Origin of the sequence: Streptomyces sp. AHU1 (assembly GCF_045343905.1) — a bacterium.
GTDB classification, from domain to species: Bacteria; Actinomycetota; Actinomycetes; order Streptomycetales; family Streptomycetaceae; genus Streptomyces; species Streptomyces triticiradicis.
Genome location: NZ_CP174283.1, coordinates 3,596,915 through 3,611,879, shown reverse-complemented (window position 1 = coordinate 3,611,879; position 14,965 = coordinate 3,596,915). Strand labels below are relative to the sequence as shown.

The following is a 14,965-nucleotide window of genomic DNA, read 5'->3' as shown; positions in this document are numbered from 1 at the left end:
CCGGGGCGCACGTCCTGAGCGTCCCCCGTGGGGGCGGCACGGGGAACCGGCCGTCCCCGCGGCCGTCTCCACGGCCGTCGGCATCCCGGCACCCGGCATCCGGAACCCGTGGCGCCGGACGCGGAAGCCGCACCGAGGGGGCGCGCCGTGTCCGGAGAGGCGTGCGTCGCGGCCCGTGCGCTGTGTGCGCGGGCGGTGCGCGCCGAGTTGCGGGCGCCCCGCGTTCTGGGACAAACGGAATCACTTCGCACCCGCGGATGCCCGGATTCTGGACAAAGGCTTCCGCTGAGCGGACCGGCTCGCTACTGTCCGGCTACGCACACGCCCCGTGGCAGCGCCGCCGCGGAGCGCAGCCGTGAAGCGACTGCGGCCCGGGAAGAAGCCCGGGGCGCCGGCCGACCGGCGGCCTCTGAAGCGCGTCGCCGACGGGACTCGGTGCCGCATCCGCCGTGAAGGGGCCGTCGACCTGACCACTAAGGAGTGGGCGTCGTGACCGCGGAGACCTCTCAGACGCTCGACCGGGGACTGCGCGTCCTCAAGTTGCTCGCCGACACCGATCACGGGCTGACCGTCACCGAGCTGTCCAACAAACTGGGCGTCAACCGGACCGTGGTGTACCGGTTGCTCGCCACGCTGGAGCAGCACGCTCTCGTACGCCGTGATCTGGGCGGCCGCGCCCGGGTCGGGCTCGGCGTGCTGCGCCTGGGCCGCCAGGTGCATCCCCTGGTGCGGGAGGCCGCGCTGCCCGCGCTGCGGGCGCTGGCCGAGGACATAGGCGCGACGGCCCATCTGACGCTGGTCGACGGGACGGAGGCGCTCGCCGTCGCCGTCGTCGAGCCGACGTGGACGGACTACCACGTCGCCTACCGCGCCGGTTTCCGGCACGCCCTGGACCGGGGTGCCGCGGGCCGCGCGATCCTCGCCGCCCGGCAGGCGCAGGTGGGAGAGCCCGGATACACGCTCACCCATGGAGAGCTGGAGGCGGGCGCCTGCGGGGCCGCGGCGGCGCTGGTCGGGGTGACGGGGGTCGAGGGCAGCGTGGGCGTGGTCATGCTGGCGGACGCCGTACCGGAGCGGGTCGGCCCGCGCGTGGTCGACGCGGCCCGCGAGGTGGCGGACGCCCTGCGCTGACCGGCCCCCGGGGTCCGCGCGGAGGCCGTGGGACCTGTACGGAGGTCCTGTCGGGCGGTGACGTTAGATTGACCCCGTGCTCTCTCGCCTCACGCGCCCCAAAGCCGTCGCCGTCTGCGCCGTCCCCGTCGTGGCCCTGCTCGCCACGGCGGTGTTCGCGCCGCTGCCGTTCTCCCTGGCGCAACCCGGCCTGACGGCGAACGTCCTCGGCGAGAACAAGGGCGACCCGGTGATCACCATCAGCGGGGCGCCCACCCGGAAGACCAGCGGCGAGCTGCGGATGACGACGATCGAGGCCACCGGCCCGGACGCGAAGGTCTCCCTCGGCGACGTGGTCAGCGCCTGGTTCGCCACGGACAAGGCCGTGATGCCCCGCGACTCGGTGTACCCGAGCGGCGGCAGCGTCAAGGAGATCGAGCGGCACAACGCGAACGAGATGAAGGAGTCCCAGGACAACGCCACCGAGGCCGCCCTGGGGTACCTGCACGAGAAGGGCGACGTGAAGGTCACGCTCAAGCTCGCCGACGTCGGCGGGCCGAGCGCCGGACTGCTCTTCTCGCTCGGGATCGTCGACAAGCTGGACGGTGACGGCAGCGGGGGCGACCTGACGGGCGGCCGGGTCGTCGCGGGTACGGGAACGATCGACGCCGACGGCAAGGTCGGCGCGGTCGGCGGTGTCAGCCTCAAGACCCAGGCGGCCCGCCGCGACGGCGCGACGGTGTTCCTGGTCCCGAAGGCGGAGTGCTCGGACGCGAAGGCGGAGCTGCCCGAGGGCCTCCGGCTGATCCCGGTGACCGACCTGGAGGGGGCGGTGAACTCCCTGGTGTCCCTGGAGAAGGGCAAGGGCTCGGTTCCGAGCTGCTGAGCTTGCTGGGGCGGGGCCGTCAGCAGGCGGCGACGGCGGTCCTCGGCGTGGACGCCAGCCTCAGGCCGACCTCCACCATGGTCCAGCCGACGCGGGCGCGCAGTCCGTTCGGACCCTTCGTCCCGGCGGCGGTCCGGTACGCCTCCGCCTCCGCGCGCAGGTCGGCGGCGCGGACGTGCTGCAGCTGGAGGTGGGTCTCGGGGTGCATGTCGGTGACCTCTCTTCGGTGTGATCGAGCCGGGGTGATCGTGCGGGTCGAGCGGTGCGAACGGGTCGTACGGGCCGAGCGGGCCGGCCGGTCGTGGCCGGTCCGGATCGGATCGGGCGGACCGGCCGGAGGGGTGCCGGTCTGGGGGCGTCAGTCCGAGGCCTGCGGGAACACGTGCGTGTGGAAGCGCACCTGCTCCGCCTCGGGGTCGTCCTCGGGACGTTCGAGGGCGCAGTAGCTGTCGAGCAGGTCGTGCATCTTCTGGATCAGTTCGCGGGACTGAGCCGGCGTCAGACGCATCGTGAAGTCGCTCATGTCGGTGGCGCGGGACCAGCCGTCCCCCCAGTCGTCCCGGGTGCCCAGCCAGGTCGACAGTTCACGCGCGTGGGTGGTGGCCACCTCGTGCAGGAACATGTCGGCCGCTCCGCGCACCGCCGGGTCCGGGTCCTTGAGCAGGTTCTCGTCGAAGTTCAGACCCTGGTCGACCGCCTGCCACCAGCGCTCGCGCCCCTTGCCCAGCTCCGGGGCGTCCTCCACGAAGCCGTGCGCGGCGAGCTGGCGCAGGTGGTAACTGGTCGCTCCGCTGGACTCGCCCAGCCGCTCCGCGAGCATCGACGCGGTGGCCGGTCCCTTCCGGCGCAGGATGCTCAGCAGTTCCATGCGCAGGGGGTGGGCGATGCCGCGCAGTGAGCGGGCGTCGAGACGGCGCTGCTGCGGCGGTTCGGGCGGAAGAGGCGGGTCCGGCGGATACGGGGGACCCGGGACGTCCGGTGGATACGGGGGATCCGACGGCACCGGAATGTCCGGCAGGTGCGGCGGTTTCGGGGGCGGTGGCTGCTCCATGCGTACAAAGATAGCGTTGCAAAGAAGTCCTTGCAACGATTTCTTTGTAACTCCGTCCGGGCTCGGCGCCCGGCCGCGCCCGCCGGCCGGGTGCCCCGTTCCCCGGTTCAGCGCTCGGTCGACGCCTGTTCCACGAGCGGGATGATCCGCAGGGGGACCGGGTTCTCCATGACGATCGCGGTCGAGGCCCGGACGATGCCGTCGAAACCGACGACCCGGTCGATCACGCGCTGGAGATCGGCGTTCGAGCGGGCCACGAGCCGGCACAGCATGTCCCCGCTGCCGGTCGTCGTGTGCAGTTCCAGCACCTCGGGCACGGTCGTCAGGTGGGCGCGTACGTCCGCGCCCTGTCCCTGCCGGATCTGGAGCGTGGCGAACGCCGTGACCGGATAGCCGAGGGCCGCGGGGTCGACCTGCGGACCGAAGCCCCGGATGACCCCGTTCGACTGGAGGCGGTCCAGCCTGGCCTGCACCGTTCCCCGCGCGACCCCGAGCCGTCGCGACATCTCCAGGACCCCGATGCGCGGCTCCTTCGCGAGCAGCACGAGCAGTCGCCCGTCCAGATGATCGATCGCCATGGGGGCCTCCGGGATGGTCATCATGTACAGAAAGCCCGGCCGTCCGGACCTCCAGCCGTACATATTGTTCAGTCGACAGGCGAACTATTGCGCACCTTGCGGAACGGAGGGAGCCTGCGGCCATGACGCAGACCACACACGACACTCCCGACACCGCCCGGCAGGCCGATCCCTTCCCGGTCAAGGGAATGGACGCGGTCGTCTTCGCCGTCGGCAACGCCAAGCAGGCCGCCCACTACTACTCCACGGCCTTCGGCATGCGGCTCGTCGCGTACTCCGGACCGGAGAACGGCAGCCGCGAGACGGCGTCGTACGTCCTCGAGAACGGTTCGGCGCGCTTCGTGCTCACCTCGGTGATCAAGCCCGCCACCCCCTGGGGCCACTTCCTGGCCGAGCACGTGGCCGAGCACGGCGACGGCGTCGTCGACCTCGCCATCGAGGTCCCGGACGCCCGCGCCGCCCACGCGTACGCCGTCGAGCACGGAGCCCGCTCGATCGCCGAGCCGTACGAGCTGAAGGACGAGAACGGCACGGTCGTCCTCGCCGCGATCGCCACGTACGGCAAGACCCGCCACACGCTCGTCGAGCGGCGCGGCTACGAGGGCCCCTACCTGCCCGGGTACGTGGCCGCCGCCCCGATGGTCGAGCCGCCCGCCCAGCGCACCTTCCAGGCCATCGACCACTGCGTGGGCAACGTCGAGCTCGGCAAGATGAACGAGTGGGTCGGCTTCTACAACAAGGTCATGGGCTTCACGAACATGAAGGAGTTCGTGGGCGACGACATCGCGACCGAGTACAGCGCGCTGATGTCGAAGGTCGTGGCCGACGGCACGCTCAAGGTCAAGTTCCCGATCAACGAGCCCGCCATCGCCAAGAAGAAGTCCCAGATCGACGAGTACCTGGAGTTCTACGGCGGCGCCGGTGTCCAGCACATCGCGCTGAACACCAACGACATCGTGCGCACGGTACGCACCATGCGCGCGGCCGGCGTCCAGTTCCTCGACACCCCGGACTCGTACTACGACACGCTCGGCGAGTGGGTCGGCGACACCCGCGTCCCCGTCGAGACCCTGCGCGAGCTGAAGATCCTCGCCGACCGCGACGAGGACGGCTACCTGCTCCAGATCTTCACCAAGCCGGTCCAGGACCGTCCGACCGTCTTCTTCGAGATCATCGAGCGGCACGGCTCGATGGGCTTCGGCAAGGGCAACTTCAAGGCCCTCTTCGAGGCGATCGAGCGCGAGCAGGAGAAGCGCGGCAACCTCTGAGCAGGGGGACGGGCCGTCCCTGAAGGCCCGCTCATCCTCCCGGGTCCGGTGGACGCCCGCACGGCGTCCACCGGACCCGGCCGTTCGAACAGTCACCGGCTCACCCGTCCCGGCCTTCGCCGGTCCCACCCGTCCCGGTCATCGCTAGAGCTCGCCCCTTCCGGTCTTCGGGAGACTCCTCCGTTCCGGCGTACGGCGGGCTCGTCCGTCGCGCGGTCCACCGGACAGGCCGTCCGCGCCCGGTGAACCCCCGGACGAACCCGTCCGGGGGTTCACCGGGCCGCGGGACCGGGGGAGCCGGGTGACGGTGCCGGTCCTGATGCCTCCGCCGCTCCCGGAGGACCGGCCGCGCCCGGTGTCCCCGCCGCACCGCCGGAGCCCTCCGGATCGTCCGATCCCGCGGACCCCTCCGCTCCCTCCGTCTCCCCGGAGTCCTCCGGGGGCCCGCCGGCCGGCGGCTCGCCCAGTGCCACCAGGGCCTCCTGCGCCGCGGGCACCAGCGGCAGCGAGAAGTACGGGTTGATCCGCAACGCCTCGGTGAGATGCCGGCGGGCCGGACCGGACAGCCCCAGATCACGCTCGATCTGTCCCCGGTGGTACGCGTACAGCGCGCTGCGCACACCGCCCCCGTGCTCCGCGTCCGTGGCCCGCACGGCGAAGCCGAGCGCCTCCTTGTCGTTCCCGGCCCGGTGCAGCGCCCAGCCCAGCGCGTCCGCCACCGCGATGCCGGGCTGCCGCCGCCACTCGGCGCGCAGCCCCCGCACCGCGGCCCCCGGGTCGCCGTGATCCGCCTCGAAGAGCCCGAGGACCGGTTCGTCGTCCACACCCGCGGCACGGTCCCGCCGCACCAGTTCCCGCAGCAGGTCGTACTGCGCGCGCGCCTCCGCGCCGAGCCCGAGCCTGTCGTACAGCTCCCCCAGCTCCAGCGCGTAACGTGGAGCGGGCCGCTTGTCGAGCGCCGCCCGGTACGCGCGCAGCGCCTCCGAAGTGCGCCCCAGCGCCGCCAGCGCGCGCCCCTGCCCGGCCAGCGCGTCGTACGCGCCGGGGTCGGCGTCCACCGCGGCCCGGTAGTGGCCCAAAGCCTCCTGACGGTCGCCGCGTTCCCACGCGAGGTCTCCGCCCTGCGTGAGGAAGGCCGCCTGTTCGGAGGGGGCCGCCGCGCCCGCCGCCGCGTCCGAGACCATCGCCGCCGCGTCCTCGCGCCGGCCGCGGTCCCGGTACACGCGCGCGGCGACGGCCCGCGCCGCCGGCCCGGGACGCAGGGCCAGCAGTCTGCCGAGAGCCCGGTCCGCGGCCTTGTGGTCACCGAGCCCGGTGTACGCGTCGACGAGCGCCGGATACGCCGTCCACCGCTTCGGCGCCAGCTCCGACGCCGCCTCGCCCCACCGCTTCGCGGTCCGGAAGTCGCCCCGCGCCACGGCGAGGGAGGCGAGCCCCTCCAGCGCCGCCGCGTTGCCCCCGGGCCGCACCCGCAGCGAGGTGCGCAGCGCCTTCTCCGCCTTCGGGTAGTACGCGACCGCCGCCGTCCGCCGCGCCCGCTCGGTGTACGCGGCGCCGAGCACCGCCCACGCCGCGTCGTCACGGGGACGGGCCCGTACCCGGGCCTCGCGGTCGTCGATGAGCGCGGCGAGATCGGGCAGCGCCACGGGTGCCCCGGCCCCCACCGCGCTCACCGCCCGCGCCACCGGACCCGGCGCGCCCCGCGGCGCCCCGCCCCGGTCCGGCGGGAGCAGGAGCACCAGCGCACCGCCGAGCACGGCACACCCGGCGACCGCTCCGATCAACGAGCGCCGGGCGAGCGGGGAGCGGCGCGGACCGGAGGGCTCCTCGGGCCGCGGGCCGGGGGGAGCCGCCCGCCCGGACCCGGCGGGCACCGGCTGTCGCTCTTCGATCTCCATGCCGCTCACTGTGCGTCAATACGAAGACCGGGCCCGGGCACACGAAGCCCCGCGCGGATGGGGTTCACACCGATGGCCCCGGGTGCGACCCTGTGATCATGAGCCGTATCGAAGCCCCGCGCGATGAGGACACGGCAGCGGCCGGCGGCCTCCTCGACCGTCTGCTGAGCGGCCTGCCGGCCGAGGCGGTCCTCACCGACCCGGACGTCACGGCCTCCTACGCCAACGACATGGCGAGCTTCTGCGAGGCGGGCACGCCCGCCGTGGTCGTCCTGCCGCACACGGTCGAGCAGGTCCAGCACGTCATGCGGGTCGCGACCGAACTGCGCGTCCCCGTCGTCCCGCAGGGCGCCCGCACCGGCCTGTCCGGGGCGGCCAACGCCACCGAAGGCTGTGTGGTGCTGTCCCTGGTGAGGATGGACCGCATCCTGGAGATCAACCCGGTCGACCGCATCGCCGTCGTCGAACCCGGTGTCGTCAACGCCGCGCTCTCCCGCGCGGTGGGCGAACACGGCCTGTACTACCCGCCGGACCCCTCCAGCTGGGAGACCTGCACCATCGGCGGGAACATCGGCACGGCCTCCGGCGGCCTGTGCTGCGTGAAGTACGGGGTGACGGCCGAGTACGTCCTCGGACTGGACGTCGTCCTCGCCGACGGGCGGCTGATGTCCACCGGGCGCAGAACCGCCAAGGGTGTCGCCGGGTACGACCTCACCCGTCTCTTCGTGGGTTCCGAGGGGTCGCTCGGCATCGTCGTGCGGGCCGTTCTCGCCCTGAAGCCGCAGCCGCCCCGACAGCTCGTCCTGGCCGCCGAGTTCGCCTCGGCGCGGGCCGCCTGCGACGCCGTCTGCAAGATCATGGAGGGCGGCCACGTCCCGTCCCTGCTCGAACTGATGGACCGTACGACCGTCAAGGCCGTCAACGACCTCGCGCACATGGGCCTCCCGGAGACCACCGAGGCGCTGCTGCTCGCCGCCTTCGACACCCACGACCCGGCGGCCGACCTCGCCCTGGTGGGCTCCCTCTGCGAGGCCGCCGGAGCGACCCAGGTGGTCCCCGCCGAGGACGCCGCAGAGTCCGAACTCCTCCTCCAGGCGCGGCGGTTGTCGCTCACCGCGCTGGAGGCGGTCAAGGGCACCACGATGATCGACGACGTGTGCGTGCCGCGCTCCCGGCTCGGGGACATGCTCGACGGCATCGAGCGCGTCGCGGAGAAGTACGCGCTGACCATTGGCGTCTGCGCGCACGCGGGCGACGGCAACACGCACCCCACCGTCTGCTTCGACGCAACCGATCCCGACGAGTCCCGGCGCGCCCGTGAGTCCTTCGACGAGATCATGGCCCTCGGCCTGGAGCTCGGCGGCACGATCACCGGCGAGCACGGCGTGGGCGTGCTGAAGAAGGAGTGGCTGGCCCGCGAGATCGGCCCGGTGGGCGTGGAGATGCAGCGGGCGATCAAGGCCGCGTTCGACCCGCTGGGCCTGCTGAACCCGGGCAAGCTGTTCTGAGCCCCTGGGCCCGGTGGCCCGCCGGCCGTTCACGGCCGTCCGCCGCCCGACGGCCCGTCAGGACTGCTCGCCGTCCGCCGACTCGTCCGACGGCCACGGGTCGCGCAGCCACAGGTCGTCGGGCGAGGGGCCTGCCCCCTGGTCGAGCGGGGCCGGGAGCATCGGGGACGGCGCGAGCAGCTCGGCCAGGTCGGCGTCGATGCCGAGCCGCCCGGCCTCGGTGCCCGGGGGGACCACCCTGAGGGTGCGCTCCAGCCAGGCGGTGAGCTGCGCGGCGGGCGCCTCGAGCAGCGCGTCGCCGTCCGGCGAGCTCAGCGCCATCAGGACGACGCCCCGGCCGCCGACCTTCGTCGGCCACACCCGCACGTCGCCGTGGCCGCACGGCCGGAACACCCCCTCGACGAGCAGCTCCCGGGCGAAGGCCCAGCTGACGGGGCGGTCGGAGCCGATGTGGAAGACGATGCGGACGGCGTACGGGTCGTCGGCGCGGTAACTCAGGCGCGCCGGCACCGGGATGCTGTGCTCGGGCGACAGGACGAGATGAAGCTCCAGTTCGCGTTCCACCACGGTGTGCATGTCGATGCGCTCCCTTTCGTCGTACGGGCCCCGTGCGCGGGTCCCGTACGAGTGGAGAGCGCCCCGTGCCGCGATCATTACGCGGGTCCGGAGGATTCTTTCGGGCCGGTCCCCCTCTCCCTTTCGGGCACGGCGCGCACGGCCCGGGACGTCCGATCGGCAGAAGGTGGCGGAACGTTGCCCGAAAGGAGTGGGTACGGCGGGACGGGCCGTGATGCGCGCGCGGGTCTGGTAGATGTGGACCTCCTACACGACCCCCGAGCAGATACGGGACGACGGACATGAGCGCCCCAACCCCGGCCCCCGGTGACGACAGGCCCCGCGAAGGGTATTACCCGGACCCCTCCATCCCCGGATACGTCCGGTACTGGAACGGTGCCGCCTGGGTGCCGGGCACGAGCCGCCCGGCACCGTCGGCGGGCGAGGCGCTCACCCCGCCCGCCGCCGCGCGGGCCGTCCACGTGCCCGCTCCGGCGTCGTCCCCCGAGTTCTCGGCCTCACGCGGGCAGACGGCCGTCCCCGCCACGGAGGAAACGGGTCCGCACTTCTTCGACGAGGACCCGCAGCCCCACGGTGCCGCTCCCGCCGCGTCCCAGCACGGCAGCCGGCCCGAGCCCGCGGCCTCGTGGGGCGCGGACCGTTCCCGGCAGTCCGGCTTCGGCGGCGACCAGGACCGCCGGGTGTCCTGGGGCGCGCCGAAGGAGACCGACGCGCGCGACCCCCGTGCCGAGGAACCCGCCGACACGGTGAGCCCGCCCGACGGGGCGTCGGCGCGCACGGACGGCACGACGACGATCCCGCCCGCCGACTCCGGCGACCCCGTCCGGCCCGCGGGTCCGAGGGTCTTCCGCCGCCCCACGGGTGCGGTGCCGTCCACGGGTGCGGAGCACGCGGAGGGCGCCGGCGGTGCGGGGAGCACGAGCCGTACGGGGGAGGCGGGTTCGGACGGAGCCGACGTCTGGGACGGGATCGGGACCGGGACCGCCGCGGGCGCCGGGCAGTCCGGAGCCGGACGTCCCACCGCCGTTCCCGGAACGCAGGACCCCGTTCCCGCCGGGGGCGACACGGCGTTCCGTGCGCCCTCCCCGCGTACGGAGCAGCAGGGCGGGAGCACGGGTCCGGCGGGTGCGCCGGGCGTGTCCGCCGCGTCGGGTCCGACGGCCGCACCCGGTTCGTCCTCTCCGTCCGCCGCGTCGGCCGGAAGCGGCTTCGGTCCCGCGGCGGGTGCGCGGAGCGCCGCCGCGCAGGCCGCTTCCGCCGCCTCCCCGCAGCCCGGCGGCTCCACCCCGGTGGCCTCCGGGGCCGGCGGCGGTCAGCCGTCGTGGGCCCAGCAGGTGCACCGGCTCGCGGGCGACCCGGCGGAGGAGGGACAACGGGTCCCGCCGCCGTGGAAACCGCCGGTCGAGGACCCGTTCCAGGAGGCCGCGCGCCGGCAGGCGGCGGCCCGTCCGGCCGGCCTCGGCAGAAGGCTGGCCGCCCGGCTGATGGACACCGTCGTCATCGCCGGCGTCACCGCCGCGGCCGCCGTGCCGCTGGGTACCAGGGCGGTCGACCACATCGACGAGAAGATCGACGCCGCCAAGCTGTCGGGGGAGAAGGTGACCGTCTGGCTGCTCGACGGCACGACCGCCTCCTGTCTGGGCGCCGTCCTCGCCGTCCTGCTCGTCTTCGGTGTCCTCTACGAAGTCCTGCCCACCGTCAGATGGGGCCGCACGCTCGGCAAGAAGCTGTGCGGCATCGAGGTGCGTGACATAGAGGGTCACGAACCGCCTTCCTTCGGCATGGCTTTGGTCCGCTGGCTCGTCCTCACCGTGCCGTGCCTGCTGTTCTTCGGTCTGGCGGGCGTCCTGTGGTGCCTGTTCGACAAGCCCTGGAACCAGTGCTGGCACGACAAGGCGGCGCACACGTTCGTGGCGGGACGGGCCTGGTGATCCCGTCCCCCGGACGGCCCTTCGCCGGGTGCGGAGCCGGGGGGTTCGCGGTCGACTCGGGCCATGAGCAGCGAACCGCCGCCCCCGGGCCCCGGCCGGCCACCGGACGACGACCCGTTCAAGAAGCAGCCCCCGCCAGGTGAGGGCACGGGGTCTCCGTACGACCCGCCGCCTTCCTCCGGCGGCGAGACCCCGCCGTACGGCAGTGAGCCGCCTCCGTTCGCGGGCGGCCCCTACGGCGAGGGCGGCGGACCCCACCCGGGAGGCGGCGGACCGTACGGCGGGAGCGGCGACCCATACGGAGGCGGGGGCCCGTACGGCGGCGATCCGCTCGCCGGCATGCCGCCGCTCGCGGACAGCGGGAAGCGGGTGCTGGCCAGGATCCTGGACATGATCCTGGTGGGCGTCGTGGTGTGGCTGCTGTCCTGGGCGTTCGGTGTCACCGAGTACGATATGGACTCGAACAAGATCGATTACGGCAAGTCGCTCGGGCAGTCCCTGGTCGCCGCCGTGCTCTACGTCAGCTACGACACCGTGATGATCAGCAGGACGGGCCAGACCCTCGGCAAGCGGCTGTTCAACCACCGGGTCGCCAACCTCGACAACGGCTCGACCCCCTCCGTGCAGACCTCCCTGGTCCGGGCCCTGGTGCTGTGGATCCCGTTCGCGTTCTGCTGCGCCTGCGTCTGGACGGCGATCGCGGGCGGCTGGAGCTTCTTCGACAAGCCCTACAAGCAGGGTCTGCACGACAAGGCGGCCAAGACGGTGGTGGTCGACACCGCCTGACGGCCGCGGGACGGCTGCGCCGCACGGGACGACGGACGACGGCGGGCCGGGCGGCACGGGCGCACACCACAACGGCGGGGCCGTGGTCGACGGACCCGCCGTTCAGGTACGAGGCCGGAGCGTCCGGGGCGCCGGCGGTCCACCGGTCCGGCCGGGGACCGGGGCGCGGGCGCGCGTACGCGGCTTCAGGGACCCGTGGTCTCGCGCACCGGCTCGGGCGCGGAGGACGCGGAGGCTGACACGGACGCGGTCTCGCGCTGCGCCGGCACTCGCTCGTGGACGACGGACGCGGTGGCGTCCGGCGCGGGCTTCGGCAGCGGGACCGTCATGGCCACCAGGAGTCCGAGAGCGAGTGCCGAGAGGGCGATCAGCACGATCCCCAGACTCGAACTCGTCTGTGACAGCAGCAGCATGGCGAGGGTGGAGAAGATCACGGTGCAGGAACCGTAGGCGAGCTGTGCGGCGGTCGGACGAGGCATGGCAATCGTGTCCTCGGATGCGGTTTCTCCCCCCGGTGCCTCTCGCGATGGGGGAGGGGGCGGATGGATGTCGGGGTGAGACAACGGTGTCGACGTGGCTGTCCGCCGGCTTCCGACGCTTCGCCCATCGACTCTATTCGCCTGCATGCCCGAGTGGAACGTCCGGTAAGCGTGACCTTACCCACGGTGCCGGTGCACAGGGGGCGCACGGAGTCATGACGTCCATCAAGTGGACGTGACAGCGCGCCTGTTGAGGAGTTTTCGGGGCGTCCGGATTCCGAACGGGGGCTCCGCATAATGCACTTGCCAGGTTCAAGTCAAGATCTGTTTTTTCTTTCGTAACTCCGGTCAAATGACGTCACTTGAATCGCGTAGACGCGCGCGGACCTCCATGACCCGGAACCCCCTCCGCGCGAACGTGCGCGGGGGAGGACATCAAGTGACCAACAGACCATGGACGTTCAGAGCGGCCGCGGTGGGCGTCGCCCTCGCGGCGGCCACCGCCACGTTCTCGACGTACGCCGTCGCGCAGGCCGACTCGGCCGCCGCGTCACCCGTCGTGGACCGCCACGACCCCCAGCCGGTCAAGAACACGGTCGACCACGACCTGGACGGCCCGCTGAGCAAGACCCAGGACGCCCAGCGCCAGGAGGCGCTGAACCAGGTCATCTCCGGCGACGCCAAGATGCAGGACCGTCACGGTTCGCAGGTCGTCCAGCTGAAGAGCAAGAAGGGCGACTCGAAGTACGTCGAGCTCGGCCGTGAGAAGACCGACAAGATCTTCACGATCCTGGTGGAGTTCGGCGACAAGACGGACCCCAAGTTCGGCGGCACCGCCGGACCCGCGCACAACCAGATAGCCGCGCCGGACCGCAAGAAGGACAACAGCACGGCCTGGCAGGCGGATTACAACCAGAAGCACTTCCAGGACCTCTACTTCGGCACCGGCAAGAACACCGAGTCGATGAAGAAGTTCTACGAGGCGCAGTCCTCGGGCCGCTACTCGGTCGACGGCGAGGTCGCCGATTGGGTCAAGGTGCCCTACAACGAGGCGCGTTACGGCAACAACGCCTGCGGCAGCACCAACTGCCCGAGCGTGTGGAACGTCGTCAAGGACGGCGTCACCGCCTGGGTCGCCCAGCAGAAGGCGGCCGGCAGGTCCGATGCGGCCATCAAGGCGGACCTGTCCCAGTTCGACCAGTGGGACCGCTACGACCACGACGGCGACGGCAACTTCAACGAGCCGGACGGCTACGTCGACCACTTCCAGATCGTGCACGCCGGTGAGGACGAGTCCGCCGGCGGCGGCGTCCAGGGCAAGGACGCGATCTGGGCCCACCGCTGGTACGCCTTCGGCACCGACGCGGGCGCCACGGGTCCCGCGGACAACAAGCTCGGCGGCGCGCAGATCGGCGACACCGGCATCTGGGTCGGCGACTACACCATCCAGCCGGAGAACGGCGGACTCGGCGTCTTCGCCCACGAGTACGGCCACGACCTCGGTCTGCCGGACCACTACGACACCGCCGGCGGCGACAACTCCACCGGTTTCTGGACCCTGATGTCCTCGGGTTCCTGGCTCGGCACCGGCAAGCAGTCCATCGGTGACCTCCCCGGCGACTTCAACGCCTGGGACAAGATGCAGCTCGGCTGGCTGAACTACGACACCGCCAAGGCCGGCAAGCAGTCCACCCACAAGCTGGGCGTCGCCGAGTACAACACCTGGAACAAGCAGGCGCTCGTCGTCGACCTGCCGAACAAGGACGTCACGACCACGGTCGTCACCCCCGCGCAGGGCTCGTCCCAGTGGTGGAGCGGCAGCGCCAACGACCTGAAGAACACGCTGACCCGGTCCGTGGACCTCACGGGCAAGTCGTCGGCGAAGCTGACCCTCGACGGCTGGTACGACATCGAGGCGAACTACGACTACCTCTACACCGAGGTCTCGACCGACGGCGGCGCCAACTGGACCGCCCTGGACGGCACGGTGGACGGCGCAGCCATCCCGCGCGACGGCAGCGACAAGCCCGCCCTGACCGGCACGATCGACGCGTACAAGAAGCTGGTGTACCCGCTCGACGCCTACGCGGGCAAGAAGATCGACCTCCGCTTCCGCTACGTGAGCGACGGCGGTGTGGCGCTCAAGGGCTTCGCGGCCGACGAGATCACCGTCACCGCCGACGGCGCCGCGCTCTTCTCGGACAACGCCGAGACGGCCGACGCCGCCTGGACCGCCAACGGCTTCTCGCGCATCGGCGCCACGTTCACCAAGAGCTACGCGCAGTACTACCTCGCCGAGAACCGTCAGTACGTCTCGTACGACAAGACCCTCAAGGTCGGCCCGTACAACTTCGGCTTCTCGACGACCCGTCCGGACTGGGTGGAGCACTACCCGTACCAGACCGGTCTGTTGATCTGGAAGTGGGACACCTCGCAGGTGGACAACAACACCAGCGAGCACCCGGGTGTCGGCCTCGCGCTTCCGGTCGACTCGCACCCGAAGGCCCTGTGGTGGGACAACGGCACGCTGATGCGCAACCGCATCCAGGCCTACGACTCCCCGTTCAGCCTGTACCGCACGGGCGGTATCACGCTGCACAGCGCCGACGTCGCCACGAAGATCCCGTCGTCGAAGGGGGTGTCGGTCTTCAACGACCACACCAGCGACTACTACGACAACCGGAACCCGACCGGCGGCGTCAAGATCACTGACACCAACACCAAGATCGAGATCGTCAAGCAGGCCAAGGATGGCTCGACGATCTCCCTCAAGGTCGGCCCCGCGGTGAAGTAAGCGGTATTTCCGCAGGTCAGAAGCGTATCGGCGGCAACCCCTGGCGGGTTGCCGCCGATCGTGTTTAGGTGCGTCCTGTGCCCGGCTTATTGACACCGAC

At 72.0% G+C, this 14,965-nt stretch carries 13 protein-coding genes; 7 read left to right on the top strand and 6 right to left on the bottom strand.

Features of this window, described 5'->3' with window-relative positions:
* Positions 1-489 precede the first annotated feature (489 nt).
* Together ACICHK_RS16265 and ACICHK_RS16260 are read left to right on the top strand one after the other, a co-directional pair.
* Positions 490-1,131, top strand: a complete 642-nt coding sequence (locus ACICHK_RS16265; protein WP_406837474.1) for a helix-turn-helix domain-containing protein — start codon at positions 490-492, stop codon at positions 1,129-1,131.
* A gap of 76 nt (positions 1,132-1,207) precedes the next feature.
* Positions 1,208-1,996, top strand: a complete 789-nt coding sequence (locus ACICHK_RS16260) for a S16 family serine protease (protein WP_406837473.1) — start codon at positions 1,208-1,210, stop codon at positions 1,994-1,996.
* 19 nt (positions 1,997-2,015) lie between these two features.
* On the opposite strand, the gene ACICHK_RS16255 is transcribed toward ACICHK_RS16260, so the two are convergent.
* The 3 genes from ACICHK_RS16255 to ACICHK_RS16245 form a co-directional block, all read right to left on the bottom strand.
* Complete coding sequence (locus ACICHK_RS16255; protein ID WP_406837472.1) at positions 2,016-2,204, bottom strand: hypothetical protein; 189 nt, start codon at positions 2,202-2,204, stop codon at positions 2,016-2,018.
* Positions 2,205-2,354: 150 nt separating this feature from the next.
* On the bottom strand, positions 2,355-3,047 hold the full coding sequence (locus ACICHK_RS16250) for an ArsR/SmtB family transcription factor (RefSeq protein WP_406837471.1): 693 nt from the start codon (positions 3,045-3,047) through the stop codon (positions 2,355-2,357).
* Positions 3,048-3,154: 107 nt separating this feature from the next.
* Entirely contained in the window at positions 3,155-3,625 is a 471-nt protein-coding gene (locus tag ACICHK_RS16245; RefSeq protein WP_151470919.1) for an Lrp/AsnC family transcriptional regulator, read from the bottom strand.
* A gap of 122 nt (positions 3,626-3,747) precedes the next feature.
* Between ACICHK_RS16245 and hppD the strand changes: the two genes are divergently transcribed.
* Positions 3,748-4,893, top strand: a complete 1,146-nt coding sequence (gene hppD, locus ACICHK_RS16240; RefSeq protein ID WP_406837470.1) for a 4-hydroxyphenylpyruvate dioxygenase — start codon at positions 3,748-3,750, stop codon at positions 4,891-4,893.
* A 272-nt stretch (positions 4,894-5,165) separates the two neighbouring features.
* Here the strand turns inward: hppD and ACICHK_RS16235 are convergent, their stop codons facing one another.
* The gene (locus tag ACICHK_RS16235; RefSeq protein WP_406837469.1) at positions 5,166-6,791 is read right to left on the bottom strand and encodes a tetratricopeptide repeat protein; all 1,626 of its coding nucleotides are present in this window, start codon (positions 6,789-6,791) and stop codon (positions 5,166-5,168) included.
* A 92-nt stretch (positions 6,792-6,883) separates the two neighbouring features.
* Between ACICHK_RS16235 and ACICHK_RS16230 the strand changes: the two genes are divergently transcribed.
* The gene (locus tag ACICHK_RS16230; RefSeq protein WP_406837468.1) at positions 6,884-8,299 is read left to right on the top strand and encodes an FAD-binding oxidoreductase; all 1,416 of its coding nucleotides are present in this window, start codon (positions 6,884-6,886) and stop codon (positions 8,297-8,299) included.
* Positions 8,300-8,356: 57 nt separating this feature from the next.
* On the opposite strand, the gene ACICHK_RS16225 is transcribed toward ACICHK_RS16230, so the two are convergent.
* A complete protein-coding gene (locus tag ACICHK_RS16225) occupies positions 8,357-8,875 on the bottom strand; it encodes an SsgA family sporulation/cell division regulator (RefSeq protein ID WP_406837467.1) in 519 nt (172 codons plus the stop codon).
* Between the two features lie 281 nt (positions 8,876-9,156).
* Here ACICHK_RS16225 and ACICHK_RS16220 point away from each other — a divergent pair, with 281 nt between their 5' ends.
* Together ACICHK_RS16220 and ACICHK_RS16215 are read left to right on the top strand one after the other, a co-directional pair.
* The gene (locus ACICHK_RS16220) at positions 9,157-10,806 is read left to right on the top strand and encodes an RDD family protein (protein ID WP_406837466.1); all 1,650 of its coding nucleotides are present in this window, start codon (positions 9,157-9,159) and stop codon (positions 10,804-10,806) included.
* Positions 10,807-10,869: 63 nt separating this feature from the next.
* On the top strand, positions 10,870-11,592 hold the full coding sequence (locus ACICHK_RS16215) for an RDD family protein (protein ID WP_406837465.1): 723 nt from the start codon (positions 10,870-10,872) through the stop codon (positions 11,590-11,592).
* A 185-nt stretch (positions 11,593-11,777) separates the two neighbouring features.
* Here the strand turns inward: ACICHK_RS16215 and ACICHK_RS16210 are convergent, their stop codons facing one another.
* The gene (locus ACICHK_RS16210) at positions 11,778-12,071 is read right to left on the bottom strand and encodes a hypothetical protein (protein ID WP_406837464.1); all 294 of its coding nucleotides are present in this window, start codon (positions 12,069-12,071) and stop codon (positions 11,778-11,780) included.
* Positions 12,072-12,510: 439 nt separating this feature from the next.
* Here ACICHK_RS16210 and ACICHK_RS16205 point away from each other — a divergent pair, with 439 nt between their 5' ends.
* Positions 12,511-14,865: an immune inhibitor A domain-containing protein gene (locus ACICHK_RS16205; RefSeq protein WP_406837463.1), complete on the top strand. Its 2,355-nt coding sequence runs from the start codon at positions 12,511-12,513 to the stop codon at positions 14,863-14,865.
* Positions 14,866-14,965: the final 100 nt, after the last annotated feature.

Excerpts from the sequence above, each read along its gene's own strand:
- ACICHK_RS16225 (WP_406837467.1), bottom strand. The coding sequence starts at position 8,875 with ATGCACACCGTGGTGGAACGCGAACTGGAGCTTCATCTCGTCCTGTCG.
- ACICHK_RS16245 (WP_151470919.1), bottom strand. The coding sequence starts at position 3,625 with ATGGCGATCGATCATCTGGACGGGCGACTGCTCGTGCTGCTCGCGAAG.
- ACICHK_RS16210 (WP_406837464.1), bottom strand. The coding sequence starts at position 12,071 with ATGCCTCGTCCGACCGCCGCACAGCTCGCCTACGGTTCCTGCACCGTG.
- ACICHK_RS16255 (WP_406837472.1), bottom strand. The coding sequence starts at position 2,204 with ATGCACCCCGAGACCCACCTCCAGCTGCAGCACGTCCGCGCCGCCGAC.
- ACICHK_RS16235 (WP_406837469.1), bottom strand. The coding sequence starts at position 6,791 with ATGGAGATCGAAGAGCGACAGCCGGTGCCCGCCGGGTCCGGGCGGGCG.
- ACICHK_RS16250 (WP_406837471.1), bottom strand. The coding sequence starts at position 3,047 with ATGGAGCAGCCACCGCCCCCGAAACCGCCGCACCTGCCGGACATTCCG.
- ACICHK_RS16220 (WP_406837466.1), top strand. The coding sequence starts at position 9,157 with ATGAGCGCCCCAACCCCGGCCCCCGGTGACGACAGGCCCCGCGAAGGG.
- ACICHK_RS16215 (WP_406837465.1), top strand. The coding sequence starts at position 10,870 with ATGAGCAGCGAACCGCCGCCCCCGGGCCCCGGCCGGCCACCGGACGAC.
- hppD (WP_406837470.1), top strand. The coding sequence starts at position 3,748 with ATGACGCAGACCACACACGACACTCCCGACACCGCCCGGCAGGCCGAT.